The organism is Metabacillus litoralis (assembly GCF_020524045.1).
GTDB classification, from domain to species: domain Bacteria; phylum Bacillota; class Bacilli; order Bacillales; family Bacillaceae; genus Metabacillus; species Metabacillus litoralis_C.
Genome location: NZ_JAIVKL010000029.1, coordinates 1 through 17,447 on the forward strand (window position 1 = coordinate 1; position 17,447 = coordinate 17,447).

19 protein-coding genes are annotated in these 17,447 nt (G+C 36.2%); 1 reads left to right on the forward strand and 18 read right to left on the reverse strand.

Annotation, left to right across the window (positions count from 1 at the left end):
• From LC076_RS23080 to hprK, 14 genes are all read right to left on the reverse strand, one after another.
• The coding region (locus LC076_RS23080) for an IS256 family transposase (RefSeq protein WP_226671473.1) at positions 1–686 on the reverse strand (686 nt) is incomplete at its 3' end.
• Positions 687–1,011: 325 nt separating this feature from the next.
• On the reverse strand, positions 1,012–1,635 hold the full coding sequence (hisIE, locus tag LC076_RS23085; protein WP_226671474.1) for a bifunctional phosphoribosyl-AMP cyclohydrolase/phosphoribosyl-ATP diphosphatase HisIE: 624 nt from the start codon (positions 1,633–1,635) through the stop codon (positions 1,012–1,014).
• Positions 1,632–2,390 (reverse strand): imidazole glycerol phosphate synthase subunit HisF, encoded by a 759-nt coding sequence (hisF, locus tag LC076_RS23090; RefSeq protein ID WP_226671475.1) that lies wholly within the window; start codon positions 2,388–2,390, stop codon positions 1,632–1,634. The genes hisIE and hisF overlap by 4 nt, the downstream gene beginning before the upstream one ends.
• The gene (gene hisA / locus LC076_RS23095; RefSeq protein WP_226671476.1) at positions 2,387–3,124 is read right to left on the reverse strand and encodes a 1-(5-phosphoribosyl)-5-[(5-phosphoribosylamino)methylideneamino]imidazole-4-carboxamide isomerase; all 738 of its coding nucleotides are present in this window, start codon (positions 3,122–3,124) and stop codon (positions 2,387–2,389) included. Before hisA ends, hisF begins: the two co-directional genes overlap by 4 nt.
• Positions 3,121–3,750, reverse strand: coding sequence for an imidazole glycerol phosphate synthase subunit HisH (hisH, locus tag LC076_RS23100; RefSeq protein ID WP_226671477.1), 630 nt, complete (start codon positions 3,748–3,750; stop codon positions 3,121–3,123). Before hisH ends, hisA begins: the two co-directional genes overlap by 4 nt.
• A 1-nt stretch (position 3,751) precedes the next feature.
• A complete protein-coding gene (gene hisB, locus LC076_RS23105) occupies positions 3,752–4,342 on the reverse strand; it encodes an imidazoleglycerol-phosphate dehydratase HisB (protein ID WP_226671478.1) in 591 nt (196 codons plus the stop codon).
• Positions 4,343–4,354: 12 nt separating this feature from the next.
• Positions 4,355–5,623: a histidinol dehydrogenase gene (hisD, locus tag LC076_RS23110; protein WP_226671479.1), complete on the reverse strand. Its 1,269-nt coding sequence runs from the start codon at positions 5,621–5,623 to the stop codon at positions 4,355–4,357.
• Between the two features lie 3 nt (positions 5,624–5,626).
• Positions 5,627–6,232 carry an ATP phosphoribosyltransferase gene (hisG, locus tag LC076_RS23115; protein WP_239589593.1) on the reverse strand — a complete coding sequence of 202 codons (606 nt, stop codon included), beginning with the start codon at positions 6,230–6,232 and terminating at the stop codon, positions 5,627–5,629.
• A 25-nt stretch (positions 6,233–6,257) separates the two neighbouring features.
• Positions 6,258–7,424, reverse strand: a complete 1,167-nt coding sequence (locus LC076_RS23120) for an ATP phosphoribosyltransferase regulatory subunit (protein ID WP_226671480.1) — start codon at positions 7,422–7,424, stop codon at positions 6,258–6,260.
• 1,100 nt (positions 7,425–8,524) lie between these two features.
• On the reverse strand, positions 8,525–9,052 hold the full coding sequence (locus LC076_RS23125) for an acyltransferase (RefSeq protein ID WP_226671481.1): 528 nt from the start codon (positions 9,050–9,052) through the stop codon (positions 8,525–8,527).
• A 1-nt stretch (position 9,053) separates the two neighbouring features.
• Positions 9,054–9,695 carry a pyrophosphatase PpaX gene (gene ppaX, locus LC076_RS23130; protein WP_226671482.1) on the reverse strand — a complete coding sequence of 214 codons (642 nt, stop codon included), beginning with the start codon at positions 9,693–9,695 and terminating at the stop codon, positions 9,054–9,056.
• Positions 9,685–10,632 (reverse strand): nucleoside recognition domain-containing protein, encoded by a 948-nt coding sequence (locus tag LC076_RS23135; protein ID WP_226671483.1) that lies wholly within the window; start codon positions 10,630–10,632, stop codon positions 9,685–9,687. The genes ppaX and LC076_RS23135 overlap by 11 nt, the downstream gene beginning before the upstream one ends.
• Positions 10,633–10,671: 39 nt before the next feature.
• Complete coding sequence (lgt, locus tag LC076_RS23140; RefSeq protein WP_226671484.1) at positions 10,672–11,490, reverse strand: prolipoprotein diacylglyceryl transferase; 819 nt, start codon at positions 11,488–11,490, stop codon at positions 10,672–10,674.
• Between the two features lie 312 nt (positions 11,491–11,802).
• Complete coding sequence (hprK, locus tag LC076_RS23145) at positions 11,803–12,738, reverse strand: HPr(Ser) kinase/phosphatase (RefSeq protein WP_226671485.1); 936 nt, start codon at positions 12,736–12,738, stop codon at positions 11,803–11,805.
• Positions 12,739–13,141: 403 nt separating this feature from the next.
• On the opposite strand from hprK, the gene LC076_RS23150 reads away from it, so the two are divergent.
• Positions 13,142–13,813 carry an N-acetylmuramoyl-L-alanine amidase gene (locus LC076_RS23150; protein ID WP_226671497.1) on the forward strand — a complete coding sequence of 224 codons (672 nt, stop codon included), beginning with the start codon at positions 13,142–13,144 and terminating at the stop codon, positions 13,811–13,813.
• A gap of 226 nt (positions 13,814–14,039) precedes the next feature.
• On the opposite strand, the gene LC076_RS23155 is transcribed toward LC076_RS23150, so the two are convergent.
• From LC076_RS23155 to LC076_RS23170, 4 genes are all read right to left on the reverse strand, one after another.
• Positions 14,040–15,566, reverse strand: coding sequence for a metallophosphoesterase (locus LC076_RS23155; protein ID WP_226671486.1), 1,527 nt, complete (start codon positions 15,564–15,566; stop codon positions 14,040–14,042).
• A 182-nt stretch (positions 15,567–15,748) separates the two neighbouring features.
• The gene (locus LC076_RS23160; RefSeq protein ID WP_226671487.1) at positions 15,749–16,111 is read right to left on the reverse strand and encodes a phage holin family protein; all 363 of its coding nucleotides are present in this window, start codon (positions 16,109–16,111) and stop codon (positions 15,749–15,751) included.
• Between the two features lies 1 nt (position 16,112).
• Positions 16,113–16,310: a PspC domain-containing protein gene (locus tag LC076_RS23165; protein WP_226671488.1), complete on the reverse strand. Its 198-nt coding sequence runs from the start codon at positions 16,308–16,310 to the stop codon at positions 16,113–16,115.
• A 28-nt stretch (positions 16,311–16,338) separates the two neighbouring features.
• Entirely contained in the window at positions 16,339–17,424 is a 1,086-nt protein-coding gene (locus LC076_RS23170) for a DUF4097 family beta strand repeat-containing protein (RefSeq protein WP_226671489.1), read from the reverse strand.
• Positions 17,425–17,447 lie beyond the last annotated feature (23 nt).

A 17,447-nucleotide genomic window follows, 5' to 3' on the forward strand; every position in this document is an offset into this window, starting at 1 on the left:
AGCTTAGGAGATTGAATACCGCGTGATTTAAGGTGTTGAAAGAATCGACTCCAGCTATCATAACTTTCGGCATGATCCACTGTTAAACCTAATATCTCCCGATTTTTCTTCTCGGTAATTGCAGTAGCAATATAAACAGCTTTAGAAACTACACGGTGATGTTCACGCACCTTGATATACATTGCATCTACAAAAATAAAAGGGTAATACTTAATGTTTAATGGCCTATTTGCCCAGTCATTAACGATTGGATCCAGTTTTTGAGTAAGAGATGAAACAAATGATTTCGAGACATTTTCACCACAAAGCTGCTCAATAATATGTGTTACTTTCCGTGTTGACACACCATTAATAACCATCTCAAGCATAGAAATAACTAAGGCCTGGTCACAGCGAGCATATTTTTCAAAGACTGTTGGAGAAAATTCACCGTTACGTGTTCTAGGGACCTTGAGATTGATCTTTCCAATACTCATTGTCAGATCCCGCTCATAGTAACCGTTACGGTAGTCGCGACGCTCAATTGAGCGTTCATAAGCAGAAGCCTGTAAGTAATCATCTCGCTCCTTTTCCATATATTCATTTAAAACTAAAACTATAGCTGATTTAACAACTACATCAATATTAGAATTCATAACAGATTCTTTTAAAACTTCCATATTTAGGTTAAACTGTAATTGAGTCATTTTTATTCCTCTTCTCTTTGTTTATCGTCGTTGAAAACATTGTTGACAAGAAGGAATAAAATGACTCTTTGTTTTTACACAATTATATGGACTTAATCAATTTATCAGCGATTCTGCGGATTTATCAATGATTTTTGAAATTTATCAGCGATTCTGTAGATTTATCGGCGATTTTTGAAATTTATCAGCGATTCTGCGGATTTATCAGCGATTTTTGAAATTTATCAGCGATTAGACAAATTTCGACAACCAACCAGCTTTTTTTCACCAAAAAAAAGATATGAAAATAGGATAACATCACCCATCTTCATATCTTTCCTTACTCTTATTTAGAATGTCTTTCTTCAAGAACTTTTAACACTTCATCTAACGGAAGCTTTTGCTCTCTTAATAAAACCATTAAGTGAAATAGCAAATCTGCTACTTCCCATTTTAGTTCTTCCGCATCGCGATTTTTCGAAGCGATGATCACTTCACTTGCTTCTTCGCCGACTTTTTTAAGGATTTTATCGACACCTTCATTAAATAAATACGTCGTATAAGATCCTTCTGGAAGCTCACTTTCACGCTCTGCAATTAGTGCCTCAAGATTGTTTAAAATCGCAAAACGATCTTGCGAGGTGAAAACTTCTTGTTTATCAATTGTTTCGCCAAAACAAGTGTATGCTCCAGTGTGACAAGCAGGTCCGGCTGGTTGTACTAAAACAAGAATCGCATCTTGATCACAATCATATCTCAATTCTACGACCTTTTGAATATTACCAGATGTTCCACCTTTATGCCAAAGCTCTTGTCTTGATCTGCTGTAAAACCATGTTTCCTTTGTTTCTAACGTCTTTTTTAAAGATTTTTCATTCATATAAGCAAGAGTTAATACTTCTTTACTTGTCGCGTCTTGAACAATCGCTGGAACTAGTCCTTTTTCATCAAATTTTACATTCTCAATCATCGAACATTCACCCCCTGTTGATCTAAATACATTTTCACTTCTTTGACAGATGTTTCTTTATAGTGAAAAATTGACGCTGCTAATGCCGCATCTGCTTTTCCTTCTTGAAACGCATGTAAAAAATGCTCAGCATTTCCTGCTCCACCTGAAGCAATAACAGGAACAGTTACGTTTTCACTTACTATTTTATTTAAAGCAAGATTAAAGCCGCTTTTTTCGCCATCACTGTCCATACTTGTTAGTAAAATTTCTCCAGCGCCGCGTTTAACAGCTTCCTGAGCCCAGTTTACAACTTCCCAATCCGTTGCTTTTCTTCCACCATGTGTATAAACTCTCCAGCTACCAAGCTCTTCATCATACTTAGCATCAATAGCCACTACAATACATTGTGATCCGAAAAAGCCTGATCCTTCTGTAATAAGTTCTGGATTCAATACAGCAGCAGTGTTTAATGATACTTTATCTGCACCTGCACGAAGAATTCTTTTCATATCTTCAAGAGAGTTAATTCCCCCACCCACTGTGAACGGAATAGCGAGCTGTGCTGCCACTTGCTCGACAACATCAACCATTGTTTTACGGCCTTCATGTGAAGCAGAAATATCTAAAAAGACGAGCTCATCTGCACCTTCTTTATCATAAAATTTAGCAAGCTCAACAGGATCTCCTGCATCTCGTAATCCTAGAAATTGAATCCCTTTAACAACTCGTCCTTCTTTTACATCTAAGCACGGAATGATACGTTTTGTAATCATGATTTCTTTCCTACTTGTAACGCATCAGATAAACTGAATTGATTTGTATAAAGAGCTTTCCCGACAATTGCACCAGAAACACCACTGTTTTCATATTCTGCTAGTGTTTCTAAGTCTTTTAAAGAACTCACTCCACCTGAAGCGATTACCTGTTTACCAGTTACTTGAGCCATTTCAACAACAGCTTCAACATTTGGTCCTGATAGCATACCATCTGTTGCAATATCAGTAAAAATAAACACCTCTGCACCTGCATTTGCAAGCTCTTTACCAAGATCTGTCGCTTTAATAGTTGAGGTATTTAACCAGCCTTCTGTTGAAACATAGCCATCTTTCGCATCAATACCTATTGCGATTTTTTTACCATATGTAGCAAGCATTTTTTTTACAAAATCAGGATTAGAAATGGCTGCACTTCCTAAAATAACACGATCTACACCTTTTGATAAATAAAAGTTCACATCATCTTCTGTTCGAATACCGCCACCGATTTGAATTTTCGCAGAAAGCTTTTCAGCTGCATCTAGCACATGCTGATGATTCACAAGTTTTCCTTCCTTTGCGCCATCAAGGTCTACCATATGAATCCAGCTTGCACCATTATCATCAAACTGTTTTGCCATATCAAAAGGAGAATCACCATATACCGTTTCTTTGTTATAATCTCCTTGTAGCAATCGTACACATTTACCGCCACGCATATCAATTGCAGGATAAATAATAAATTGGCTCATCGTCGTTCTCCCTCCACTATTTTAATATAATTTCGTAAAATCGCTAATCCTAGCTCACTGCTTTTTTCAGGGTGAAATTGCGTACCATATACATTACCACGACCAACAATAGCAGGTACTTCAATTCCGTAGTCAGCTGTTGCTAATAATGTATCTTTCTGATCTGTATGAACGTAATAGGAATGAACAAAATACGCATATCCACCAGAAATTCCATCTAGTAAACGACTTTGATTTTTAATGATTAAATCATTCCAGCCCATATGTGGAACTTTTAATGGCTCTAACTCTGTACCTTCAGGAATTTTAACAATTTGACCTGGTAATAAAGATAAGCCCTTTGAAAGTCCATTTTCAACACTTTCATCAAATAATAATTGCATACCTAAGCATATTCCAAGTAGAGGCTTTCCTTCAGCTACTACTTTGTGAATAAAGCTTGTTAATCCTGTTTCATTTAAAATGGACATCGCATCTTTAAATGAACCAACTCCTGGTAGAATGTAGCCATCCGCTTTATCTAACTCTTCTTTGTCAGAAGTAAGAATATAATTCACGTTCATTCGTTCCAGCGCTTTACTAACACTATATAAATTACCCATTCCATAATCAATAATTGCGATCATTTTAGAGCATTCCTTTCGTAGAAGGAAGAACTCCTTCAATACGCGGATCAACCATTGTTGCTTCATCTAAAGCTCTTGCTAACGCTTTGAAAATCCCCTCAATCATATGGTGTGTATTGTGACCATAATGAACAATGACATGCAAATTCATACGAGCTTCAAGAGCAAGCTTCCATAAAAATTCATGAACATTTTCCGTATCAAATGTACCGACCTTTTGACTTGGAAATTCTGCTTTAAACTCAAAATGTGGTCTGTTACTTAAATCAACGACAACCTGAGCAAGGGCTTCATCCATAGGTACAAAAGCATTTCCATAGCGTTTAATACCTCGTTTATCACCTAAAGCTTCTCGAAGTGCTTGACCTAAGCAAATACCGATATCCTCTGTTGTATGATGATCATCAATTTCAACATCTCCATTTGCATTAACCGTTAAATCAAATTGGCCATGCTTTGCAAACAAATCAAGCATATGATCCATAAATGGAACATCTGTTTTAAGTGATGATGAACCTTTTCCATCGATTGTAAAATCTAAGGAAATTTGTGTTTCTTTTGTATTTCGTTCAATTGATGCTTTTCTAGTCATCTTTTTCGCCTCCTATTTAAGTCGTTCTTCCATTGCACGTGCATGTGCTTCTAAGCCTTCAAGCCTTGCTAGTTTAGCAACCTTACTGTAATTTTCTAAAAATGCTTTTTCACTATATGAAATAATGCTGGATTTTTTCATAAAATCATCAACGTTTAAAGGACTTGAAAAACGTGCTGTACCGTTCGTTGGTAGAACATGGTTAGGTCCAGCGAAATAATCGCCAACAGGCTCTGAGCTATATCGTCCAAGGAATATCGCTCCAGCGTGCTTGATTTCGTTTAGGCTTGCTAAAGGATTTTCTGTTAAAACCTCCAAATGCTCTGGTGCCAATTCATTTACAACGGCAATGGCTGTTTCAAAAGTGTCCGTCACATAGATGTGTCCATAAGCATCAATTGACGCCTTTGCGATTTCATGTCGAGGTAAAGTGGCTACTTGTTTTTCAATCTCAATTGCTACCTCTTCTGCTTGCTTCATAGATGTTGTCACAAGAATACTAGATGAATTTTTATCATGCTCTGCTTGTGAAAGCAAATCGGCGGCAATTTCATTTACTCGAGCGGTATGATCACTTAACACAACAATTTCACTTGGACCTGCGATCATATCAATATCAACAATCCCAAATACCTCACGCTTTGCAAGGGCAACAAAGATATTACCCGGCCCCATGATTTTATCAACAGCAGCAATTGTTTCCGTTCCATAAGCAAGTGCTGCAATTGCCTGTGCACCACCAACTTTATAAATCTCAGTAATACCAAGCTCTTTTGCCGCAACTAACACACCTGCTGGCAATGTTCCTTGCTGATTAGGTGGTGATGTAATCACAATTCGCTTCACACCAGCTACCTGAGCAGGAATTACATTCATTAACACTGAAGAAGGATATGCAGCCGTTCCACCTGGTACATAAACACCAACAGCATCTAAAGCAGTGATTTTCTGACCTAGCATTGTTCCCTTTTCATCATAGCTTATCCACGTTTCACGTTTTTGCTTTTCATGAAACGAGCGGATATTAACAGCTGCTTCACGAATAATTGTTACTAACTCTTCATCAAGAGATTTGTATGCTGCAACGAATTCTTCTTCTGATACTTTTAAATTTGATAATGTGACTTTATCGAATGTTTCTGTATAAGAAAAAAGTGCTTTGTCACCTTGTTCCTGTACAGTTGAAATAATCGATTGCACAACCTTTCGCTGCTCTTCTGTACCTGTATCAATTGTTCGTCTTAATGATACCTTTTTATCAGTAATGCGAGTAATTTTCATAACCTAGCCTCCAATTACTTTCGATAACCGTTCTACTAATTCATCGATTGGTTCATCCTTCATTCTATAGCTAACAGGATTCACAATTAAACGAGAGGTAATATCGCATATATGCTCAAGCTCAACCAAACCATTTTCCTTTAATGTTCGGCCAGTTGAAACGATATCAACAATTCGTTCTGCTAAACCAATTAATGGAGCAAGCTCAATTGATCCGTTTAATTTAATAATTTCCACTTGTTCACCTTGCTCACGGAAATAGCTTGATGCAACATTAGGATATTTCGTCGCGATTTTCGGTGCAACATCTGTAATTTTTGCATTCGGTAATCCCGCAACCGCAAGATAGCATTCACTGATTTTCAGATCGAGCACTTCATAAACATCGCGTTCTTCCTCTAGCATTACGTCTTTACCAGCTATCCCAACATCTGCAACACCATGCTCAACATATGTGACAACATCCATTGGCTTCGCTAAAATAAAGCGGATATTTTCATTCGGAACATCTAAAATCAGCTTTCTGGATTCATCAAATTCTGGAGGAAGCTGATAACCTGCTTTACGAAGCATATCTGCTGCTTCTACAAATATTCTTCCTTTTGGCATGGCAATTGTTAATACATCTTTCACCTTATAGCTCCTCCTTTTTTGATCCAATAAAGTAGACTACTTCTTCAAATTGCTTTGTAAAAGCATCCACATCTTTTATCCCGCTAATATCCTGCATGACAACCTTTTTCTCAGAAGCACGAAGCTCGGTCGTATGTGCAATTGCCTCTTTACGACGCTCTTGGCTATAAATAACACATTGGAATTTCTGTTCTTCTTCGATATTTAACGCTTCAATAATTCGGTCAATATGCAATCCAAAGCCTGTTGCAGGTGCAGCTCGGTTGAACTTTTCAAATAAGTGGTCATATCTACCACCATTGCCGATCAAAAAGCCAACATTATCTGCATACACTTCATATAAAATTCCTGTGTAATAGCTCATATGGCTAACGATATTTAAGTCGAGCTTAATATAATCTGTTACTTGGAAAGCTTCTAGAGCTGACCATAACTGACTGATTTCCTGTAAAGAATTTTTCGCTTCTTGTGAGGAAACCATTTCTTGTGCATCTGCCACTTTCTCAATGTCTCCACGAAGCTTTAATAAGTTTAATAATCTTTCTTTATCAATCGAAGATAAAGGTAAATCCTTAACATGTTCTCGATAGCCAACATAATTTTTTTCATATAAAAAGCGACGTAACACATCAGCTCGTTCTTGGTTACCCAGAACCTCTTTAAATAGGGCATTACCGAAGCCGATATGACCAATGGCAATTTTAAAGTTCTCAAGCCCAGCTTGCTTTAATGTTTCAATCATTAAAGCAATTGTTTCAGCATCAGCACTTGTTGTGCCATCTCCTATTAGTTCAACGCCTACTTGTTCAAATTCTGCTGGACGACCACCTTCACGCTGTTGAGCACGAAATACATTTGCAGAATATGCAAGACGTAAAGGATAAGAGGTGTTATATAATTTTGATGCTGCTACACGTGCAATTGGTGCTGTCATGTCAGGTCTTAAAACAAGAGTATGTCCTTGTTGATCTAGCAATTTGAAAAGCTGTTGATCTAGGATTGCTGATTGTACGCCAACTGTTTCGTAATATTCTAAAGTAGGTGTTTCAATAAATTGAAAGCCCCACTGTTCGATTGTTGTGGTCATCGCTTCTCGCGTGTTCTTTTTTACTTCATATAAGTTAGGTAGTGTGTCTACCATTCCAAGCGGTTTCTCAAACATAAACATGTGTCTGTACCCCCGTTATTAAGTACTAAGTGTAATTTTCTGAATGCTTTACTTCGCTAATATGCTAATATACTACCAAAGTGAAGGGTTTATTTCAAGAAGTTAGCAAAAAATAGTTTTGATTATTGTTTTGGAATCGTTTATTTATTCTGTTAATTCGGTTTAGAGTAAGGCTAGTATTTTTGAAGATTCCTTATGTAACAATGGTTTGACTTGCTTAAACAAACGTTTAATTAAGATTTTTTTATTATAAATAGTCGGGTTGAGGTTGTAAGAGGCCCGTTTCATTTCGCTGCAGGTATTTGCTTTCCGCGGGGAGGAAGTCAAGCCTCCTCGGCTTCGCCTGTGGGGTCTCGACCTTTCCTCTGCGCCCGCAGGAGTCAAATACCTTCCGCTCCATTCCACTATGAGCAACAAAATTCAAGATAATAATACACTGAAACTTGTAGAGCTTGTACGTCAAATTAATTAATTGTTTTTGCTATTTATAGATCTTGTTATATTAGTAAATAGACAGCGAAAGACACATAATTAATGATTTGTTTGTAGCAACTAGTCCGTTTCATTCCGTTATGAGCAACAAAACCTAAGACCAAAATTACACAGAAATTTGTAGATGGTTTTTGTATATAAGTACTAGTCTACACTTGTGTAAAACCCTTGTAAAAATTTTGGCTATGTTAAAGGTTAAGGCTGATTTTCAGCACATTGTTGATTGGAGTAAAAGGCATGAGACTCCTGCGGGAGAAGCGTGTCAAAGGGAGACCCCACAGGCGCTTGCGCCGAGGAGGCTCCCTGACCGCCCGCGGAAAGCGAATGCCTGTAACGGAAATCAACAACAAAGTTTAACACAGCCAAAATTTAAAAAGGCTATTGTGCATTGTTTATTTTTAGAACTATGGTGTTAAGATTGAATGAATCTAAATCATGCGGAACAATACTTTCAAAAAAAGAACCCACAGGCAATCAATTTACAAATAAGGCTTAAATCACTACATTAACCATCTTACATAAAAAGAACCTCCCCTCTTTCAAATTAGGGTAGATAGGGAGTTATACCACCTTTTCTACCGTCTTTGATGAAGAGGTTTGGTCCTATTTTAAGAATCTTCTTTTGTTGTAGATATATTGCGTTTGATTACTTCTTCTTTTGTGTAGATTAATTGCATGGGATTGCCTCCGACGAAGGCTCCTTCTGGGACATCTTTGTGGACTAGAGTTCCTGCTGATACAATGGCTCCATGTCCGATTGTTACGCCTGGTAGGATTGTGGAGTTTGCGCCAATTAATACTTCGTCCCCTATGATCACGTCGCCAAGTCGATATTCTTTTATTAGGTATTCGTGAGCTAGGATTGTCGTGTTATAGCCGATTACTGTATTTTTCCCTACTGATATTTTTTCTGGAAACATCACATCAAGCATGACCATTAATGCAAATGAGGCTTGATCTCCTACTTTCATTTTTAGAAAGGTTCGATATAGCCAGTTTTTCATTGCCAGAAATGGTGTATATCGTGCAAGCTGAATCACAACAAAGTTACGAACAACCTTCCAAAATGGAACTGTTTTGTATACATGCCATAAAGAGTTGGCTCCAGTTACTGGATAACGAGTTGTGTTTCTCAACTTATTTCTCTCCAACAATCGGTAATAAATCACTCATTTGCTCTAAGATATAATCTGGATTATAGCTACTTATATATTCTCTACCTTTTACACTCCAAGACACACCAGCTGTTTTCGTTCCAGCGTTTTTACCTGCTTCAATATCATGGTGGTTATCTCCAACCATAATCGCCTCTTCAGGTGAAGAATCTAGTTGCTTTAATGCTTTTAAAACAGGCTCTGGATCTGGCTTAGCGTGCTCAACATCGTCTAATGTGACAACAACATCAAAAAACTGATCCAGCTTTGTTAGTTTTAGTCCCATATTTACGGTGTCACGTATTTTTGTAGTAACTATACCTAGCTTAAATCCTTGTTCTTTCAACGCTTTAACCGTTTCAAATACTGTTTCATATTCTGTCACAAGCACATCATGTTGTTCATGATTGAATTTGCGATAAACAGTGATCATTTCTTCCACTTTTTCTGGGTTAATCGTTGAAAACGTGTCATAGAGAGTTGGACCAATGAACGGTAAAACATCTTCTCTCACATATTTTTCAGGATAATATGTGTGTAAAGTATGAAGAAATGATTCTATGATTAAATCATTTGTATTGATTAAAGTACCATCTAAATCAAATAATAACGTGTTAATTTTCATATGTCGCTTCCTTTCTTCTTGGTGCCGCTTCAGCTCTTCGCCAAATAGTTGCAATCGTTATTGTTAACACAACAGCTACGACTAATCGAATAATCAATAAAGGTAAAACTGGTATTCCTAGTGGGATAAAAATCAATGTATCTTCAACAACAGCATGACAAGCAACAAGGAAGATAAATGCTAATGTTAAATCCTTTTTACTCACATTATCTTCTTTTACAGCTTGTATCATCACTCCAGCGCCATAAGCTAATCCAATCGTTAGCCCAGCAACCAATGTCATTGATGTGTTTTCCTTCATACCTAAGAATCGTGTAACAGGTGCCATCCACCTTGTAAACACCTTTAGTAATCCTAAGTCTTTTAGATATTGAATTGCAATCATTAACGGGATGACTATTAATGCGAGTTGAACAACACCTAATCCAGCCTTTTGTAAAGCTATTCCAATAATCTCTAGCCAACCGTTTGGTGTAACTTCTGTTGAACTCACAAAACCATATTGAGCCATTTCACCGCCACCTTGCCATACCAGGTTCACAACAAATGCAGATATAAGGGCAAGCCCGATTCGTACTGCAAGAATGACCCAAAGCTTGAGCCCAACTTTTGCGGCAACAGATGATTCAATTAGTAAATTGTGTGAAAAAGACAGCATTAGCGCGAGAATAAACACTTCTTTTACTGTTAAATCTAATGATAGTATTGCACCAATACCAGCATATAAGTTTAGAAAATTACCGATTACTAAAGGAATCGCAGCTTCTCCTGATAAACCAAATATCCCCATAAGTGGAGTAATTAATTTTGCAACCCATCCTAGTATTGGTGTGTATTGAAGCAGGCTAACAATTAATGTAACAGGAAAGATGATCTTTCCTAATGTCCAGGTTGTATGAAAGCCAGCTTGAAGTCCTGCTTTTAAACTTTTCCCCATGTGACTCTCTCCTTGCTGTTATGTTCTAATGATAGCTAATTATTGACTTACATCTAGATATCTTTTATTAGAATAGCCCTTCACACGGCGGAATATGATCACCGCAACAGCAGTCAGTATTAGCACGATTGATATCACCTGTGCGATGCGTAGCGATTCCGTTAGCATTAAACTATCTGTTCGAAGTCCTTCTACAAAGAAGCGACCGATTGAATACCAAATAATATACGTTAAGAAGAGCTCTCCTCTTCTAAAATTCGCTTTTCTCAATAACAGTAAACCAATAAATCCTACTAAGCTCCATAATGATTCATATAAGAAGGTAGGATGGTAATATTGACCATTTATATACATTTGGTTGACGATAAATTCAGGTAGATATAAACCTTCTAAAAATTCCCTCGTCACTTGACCACCATGTGCTTCTTGATTGATAAAGTTACCCCAACGACCTATTGCCTGACCAAGAATAATACTTGGTGCTCCGATATCAGCTAGCTTCCAGAATGAAATATTTCGAACACGTGCAAAAACAGCACCTGTAATGAAGGCAGCAATTAATCCACCATGTATCGCTAACCCTCCATTCCAGATTTTAATAATATCGCCTGGATTTTGCGAGTAATAATCCCATTGAAAAATAACATAGTAAGCTCTTGCTCCTAGAATGGCAATCGGTATTGCAAATAACACAAGATCTACAAACGTATCTTTATGTAATCCTCGTCTTTCACTTTCTCTCATCGCGATCCAAAGACCTAGTAAAGCACCTAGCCCGATAATCACTCCATACCAATGGACTTGAATAGGTCCTAAGTCAAGAAATACAGGATCAATAGGTTTTATACTATCTTCCATTTCTTCATCTCCCAGTACATTTTTTCACTTTTCATTTCGTTTAAGGAGTAACTTTCCCCTTACTAACCATACAACATTTTCATATTATCGTGGTAATAAAAACAAAAAATTTACATATGTCATTTCATTAGAACTTTGTAAACTTTTTTTAACAACTCTAAGTAAATAGCAAGATATCATGACTATCGGCATCTGATTAATACCTTTTATTAAAATTATGTATCGACTGCATAACATAATAAAGTACATTACCTAGCAAAAAGAGCACTTCATTATAATGGAATCGGCATTTATACCGATTCCATCGTTGATTTATTCTTCTTCATGCTCTCCATCTTCAATAACGCCTGCTAGTTTGCTCGTAAATTGCTCAGCAGCATTCACTCCCATACGCTTCAAACGGAAATTCATTGCAGCAACTTCAATAATAACTGCTAAATTTCGACCAGGACGAACGGGAACTGTTAGCTTCGTTACATCTGTATCAATAATTCTCATCTTATCTTCTTCTAACCCTAGGCGATCATATTGTTTGTTTTGATCCCATAACTCAAGGTTAATCACAAGTGTGATTCGTTTAAAGCTTCGAACAGCACCAGCACCAAATAGCGTCATCACGTTGATAATTCCTAAACCACGAATTTCTAACAAATGCTCAATAAGTTCTGGAGCACTACCGATTAATGTGTCTTGATCTTCTTGACGAATTTCAACACAATCATCTGCTACTAAACGGTGTCCGCGTTTGACTAATTCAAGAGCTGTTTCACTTTTACCAACACCACTTTTACCGATAATCAACACACCAACACCATAAATATCAACTAACACTCCATGAACAGCTGTTGTCGGTGCAAGCTTTCCTTCTAGAAAGTTTGTTAAATGACTTGATAGTCTTGTTGTTTTTAGTGGAGATCGTAATACTGGTACACCTGATTGTTCTGATGCTTCTATTAGTTGTTGTGGAGCTTCTAATTCTCTTGAAAGAATAATAGCAGGTGTTACGTCTGTACATAACTCGTCCATACGATGCTTTTTCTCTTGTTCTGAGAGTTGATGAAAAAAGGAAAGTTCTGTTTTACCAAGCAATTGAACTCTCTCTTTTGGATAATATGTAAAAAATCCCGCCATCTCAATTCCGGGGCGTGACAAGTCACTTGTTGTGATTGGTCGATTAATTCCTTCTTCACCACTAATTAGTTCCATGCTAAATTTATCAATTAAATCTTTTGTACGAACTTTTGCCACAATAGATATCCTCCTTTAATAACAAGAGCATTTAAAAAGTTGATGTTCATGTCTTGTTTATCTTTTCAAAACAATTACATATCTCTTCATTCATTTTAGCATTGAAGTGTTATAAACAAAAATAGAAGTTGTTTTATTTCGTTTATTATTCTAGATTCGTTTATTAATGGTTTCTTTTGATGAAATCTTCATCTCATAAGAAGTACTATTTTTAATTTTAAAATTTCATTTCTTCACCTTATTAAAAATTTACGAAAAACCTGATTTTTTTAAATTTAACGCTACTCTTCAATTAAATCAGGGCTATATAAATTTTGATTGGTCATTAACATATTGCTAAATTTTTTTGTTGATTTGTACTTCAGGTAAAAATTTATTAAAGGAGGTAGTGTAAGTGAAAATCATGATTGATGCAGGCCATGGGGTCGATACTCCTGGTAAGCGAGCTGTGGATGGTATGAAGGAGTATGAATTTAATTCAGCTGTTGCCCATAAGTTAAAAGAGTTTTTGTTGATGTTTAAAGGAATATCTGTCTTATATGCTCATTCTGATTCAGAGGATGTTCCTTTGCATGTTAGAACAAACAGCGCAAATCTACATGATGTTGATTTGTTTATCTCGATTCATGCTAATGCCCATGGTGATGGAAAGGATTGGACATCTGCAGAAGGAATTGAAACCTTTGTTTATCAATCAAAGCCGAAAGCGGCAACTGAATTAGCGACTTTAGTACAAGCAGAGTTGGTAAAAAAAACAAAGAGGAAAGATCGTGGAGTAAAAACCGCTAAATTTTATGTTTTAGAAAAAACAAAGATGACCGCTATTCTTTGTGAGTGTGGTTTTATGACAAATAAGCAAGAAGCAGCATTACTGCGTTCAGATGATTATCGAACATTATGCGCCAAAGCGATAGCAAGTGGTCTCTCATCCTACTACAATTTAAGTAAGGTAAAACCAACACCTTCTACACCTATTTATAAAGTACAAGTAGGAGCATTTTCACATAAACAGAATGCTACAAAACTGGCAAAAGAATTAAAGAACAAAGGCTACCATGCAATCATTGTTAAATAGAGGCTGGCGCATAACTTAGTAATTAACAAAAATTCCGAACAAAGTAATAGCTTAGCGGATGAAATATATGTAAACTCCTGCGGGATAAAAAGCAAAAGCAAGCCCCCACAGTATCGCACGAGAGGAGGCTTGTCAGCTTTCCGCGGAAAGCGGAGTATATATCAAGAGCGACGTACCTACACCTACAACCATTGTTCGGTTTTTAAATACTTATGACCCAACATTTCTAATTAACAGTTAATTTAGCTACCTTATAGCCATCAATTTTTTTATAAACATTTAGCTCAAAGGTTGTTGTCGAGATCATCTTTTTCGATTGCTGTAGATCGATATTCATTGTAAATTGGTCTTTATTAGGATGCTTCATCGGGTCGTAGTAAGAATATTGATTCACATATGGTGAATATGTTTGTACATCAATTGTGTTTGTTTCTTTATCAATATGAAGAAGCCTAATAAATCCGTCCCCTCCATTTGGCGCTTTTTGATAATCGGCAAGAATTTGGTAAACCGTTCGATCAATACTTCCATCTTGATTATCATCAATTTCATCAACCTTTAAGCTGCTACCATGGTAATGTCCACATAATACAGCTACAACATTTTGATTTGGGACAACCACTTTTTCATAAATAGCATTTCCTTCTCTACTTCGTTTGCCATTTTTCTCTAAATATCTATGCAAAGATAGTATCGCTGTTCGATCAGAATAACGCTCTAAAACTTCATTCATCCAAACGATATCTTTTTCTTCCACATCCCAGCCCATATAAACAAACACATAATCTTTTCCATCAACTGAAATTAAGTCATAATGACCTCGGTTATTTTCATAAGAGTCTCCATAATACCGTTTATTCTCAAATCGTGATTTTCCAAAGTATCGAGTGTAATACTCTAATTGTTTTCCTTCATCATGATTACCCGGTAAAACTCCATACGGAATTTTTGCCACATCTAATGTATTCATATGAGCACTCGCATTAAGCCATTGTTTCTCATCATCACCTTTGTTTACAATATCACCTGTATGAAAAAGATACTTAATGTTCATTACATCTTTATTTTGAGCAATCCATTCTGTGATCGATTTAAAAATAGCTGGATAGTCTTGTGCGTAATATTGAGTATCTGACAGCCAAACAAACGAATAATCGTAGCTTTTCGTTAATGTAAATATTTGATCTTGAACAATTACACTAACCTTCTGATTTTCAACATACTCATCAGCAAGAATAGTTCCATTCAATTCAAATGCAGAAGAATCAGCTATTTTTTGATCGACTGCCACCCATTTTTTCTTATCAAGATTCCACACATACATCGTAACCTGCCTCCCAGAAAGGGACTTTCCTTCCCAATGAAGAGAAAGCATATCAGAAGGATGAATATCATTACCAACCTTCACGTCAAATCGATGATAGGGAAATTTTGAAACAGAGTGTGTTTCATTTTCTATGCTGTTTTCTTGAAGTAACGAATGATATTTTTCTTTTGAAAATTCTTGCTCACCAAAAGGTCTAAATTGCTCTGGTGGCTCTGTTTTTGTCGCATTTTCACTTACAATCATATGTTTCTTGTTTGTGGATAAATAACGATGTGTATGATAGTAGCTTTGTGCAGCACTATATTCACTTTGAATAGAGGTGGTAATTGAATGACTGACAACATGTGTTGAAGGGAAAAACATAGGTATAAAAATTGTGATCACGAATAAAAGAAGCACCATTTTTCCACGTTGATTTTTTTCCATACTATTCACCCAATTATAGTATGTACAGCCATTTGAAGATTATAAGATGAAAGGTTGCGATTACATGGATTTCACTAAGAAAAGTGATAGTTGCTTAGTATTAGCCGCCAATCACTATACAAACAAATTGAAAGTTTACAGCATAAAAAAAGTGAGATATTCTCTCACCTTGAGATAAAAAATTATTTATCTTTCTTCAGCGGCTCGATGATTCCCTTTTGAATCATAAGATGTAACAAAGAAATAAATACAGCAGCAATGATTGCTGTACCAAAACCATCAATCGCAAAGGAATCTCCCATTAATCCTTCTGTAATCATTAATGTCATGGCATTTATAACAAAGAGAAATAATCCTAGTGTCACGACTGTGACAGGTAATGTTAGTAGAATTAAAAACGGTTTAATTAGTACATTAAGAACAGATAAAATAAAGCTAGCTCCTAACGCTGCCCCAATTCCACTTAAATGGAATGAATCAAAGAAGCCTGCAACAACAATTAAAATTACCGCGTTCACCAGAATACTGACAATCCACCTTAACATATTAATGAACTTCCGATTCTTCTGGCACTAGAAATATCCATGCTACATAAATAATCGCTAAAGGCAGAAACGCTGTGAATACGCCCAAAATAACAAATAAAATTCTTAATAAGGAAGCATCCATTCCCAAATAATCAGATAATCCGCCAAGAACTCCTGATAGTTTTCGATTACTTGTTGATCGGTATAAACTTTTCATCATTTTCACCCTTACATCCTTTTTAAAATTACTTTACTACGATTGATCCTGTTTTTGAATCCGCAAATAAAGTTAGTGTTGGTTCTTTAGATGTTCTGAACCTTAATTCCTTTTGAATGGTTTCATTTTTTTCATACGATGTTTCAGCATCTTTCAATAATGTTGATACCGCACCTAAATTTGACTTTAAATCACCCACAAGCCTGCTTTCTTCAGGCAATAAAATTTCTATATTACCTGTTGTTGTTTTTGCATACAACGTCTCACAAGAATGATCTTTTATAGAGAGCATTAAATTTCCATTAAAGCTTTGAATATCAGCTCTCTCAGCAACGCCGTCAAATTCGATGATTCCACTGATTGTTTCTGCTTCAAGCTTTTCATATTTCGAGTTCGCAAGCTTAATCTGGCCATTTGCTGTTTCAAATTCTGCTTTTTTAGCAGTTATTGATGAAAATGAAACAACTCCATTCGCTGTTTTAGCTTTTAAGTTCCCTACTTGTAAATTTTCCCCTCTTATCGGTCCATTAAACAATTTTACTTTTACCTGTTCATATACCTGCTCTGGAACTTTAACAAGTAAGTTCAATTTCAGTGTTTTTTTCTCAGTGGAACAGATAAAACGGTTACCTTCAACGTTACAATTAATGCTTGATAAAAATGTTTCTCTTGCTTGTTCATTATTTTCTACTCGATACACCTTTGCATCACATTCAACACGAATATCATTTTCACCCCAAGGCTGAATACTTACACTTCCATTTGGTACATGTATGTCTATGTTTTCAAAAGTTGCTCCTGGAAATTGAAAGATATGTTGCAGATCAATAGATTTTCCAAAGTTTATATCAAGGTCAATTTCCTTAACTTTTTTAACAGCTGTATCTACCCAGTCCATTAATTTTGTTCCTAATGATTGCTTAAAATCATTTGTATCTTGATGTTCATTCTTGTTATGCTCACCCTGATCAATGACTTCTGTTGATAAAGCCGTTAATTTTGCCTCTTTTTCTTGTTTTTCACTTTCTAAAGATTCAATTAACGAAAGTGCTTCATCAGGAGATAGCTTTCCCTCTTCAACAAGTTTTAAAATTCTTATTTTTTGTTCTTTCATGGTCATTCTCCTCATTTTTATAT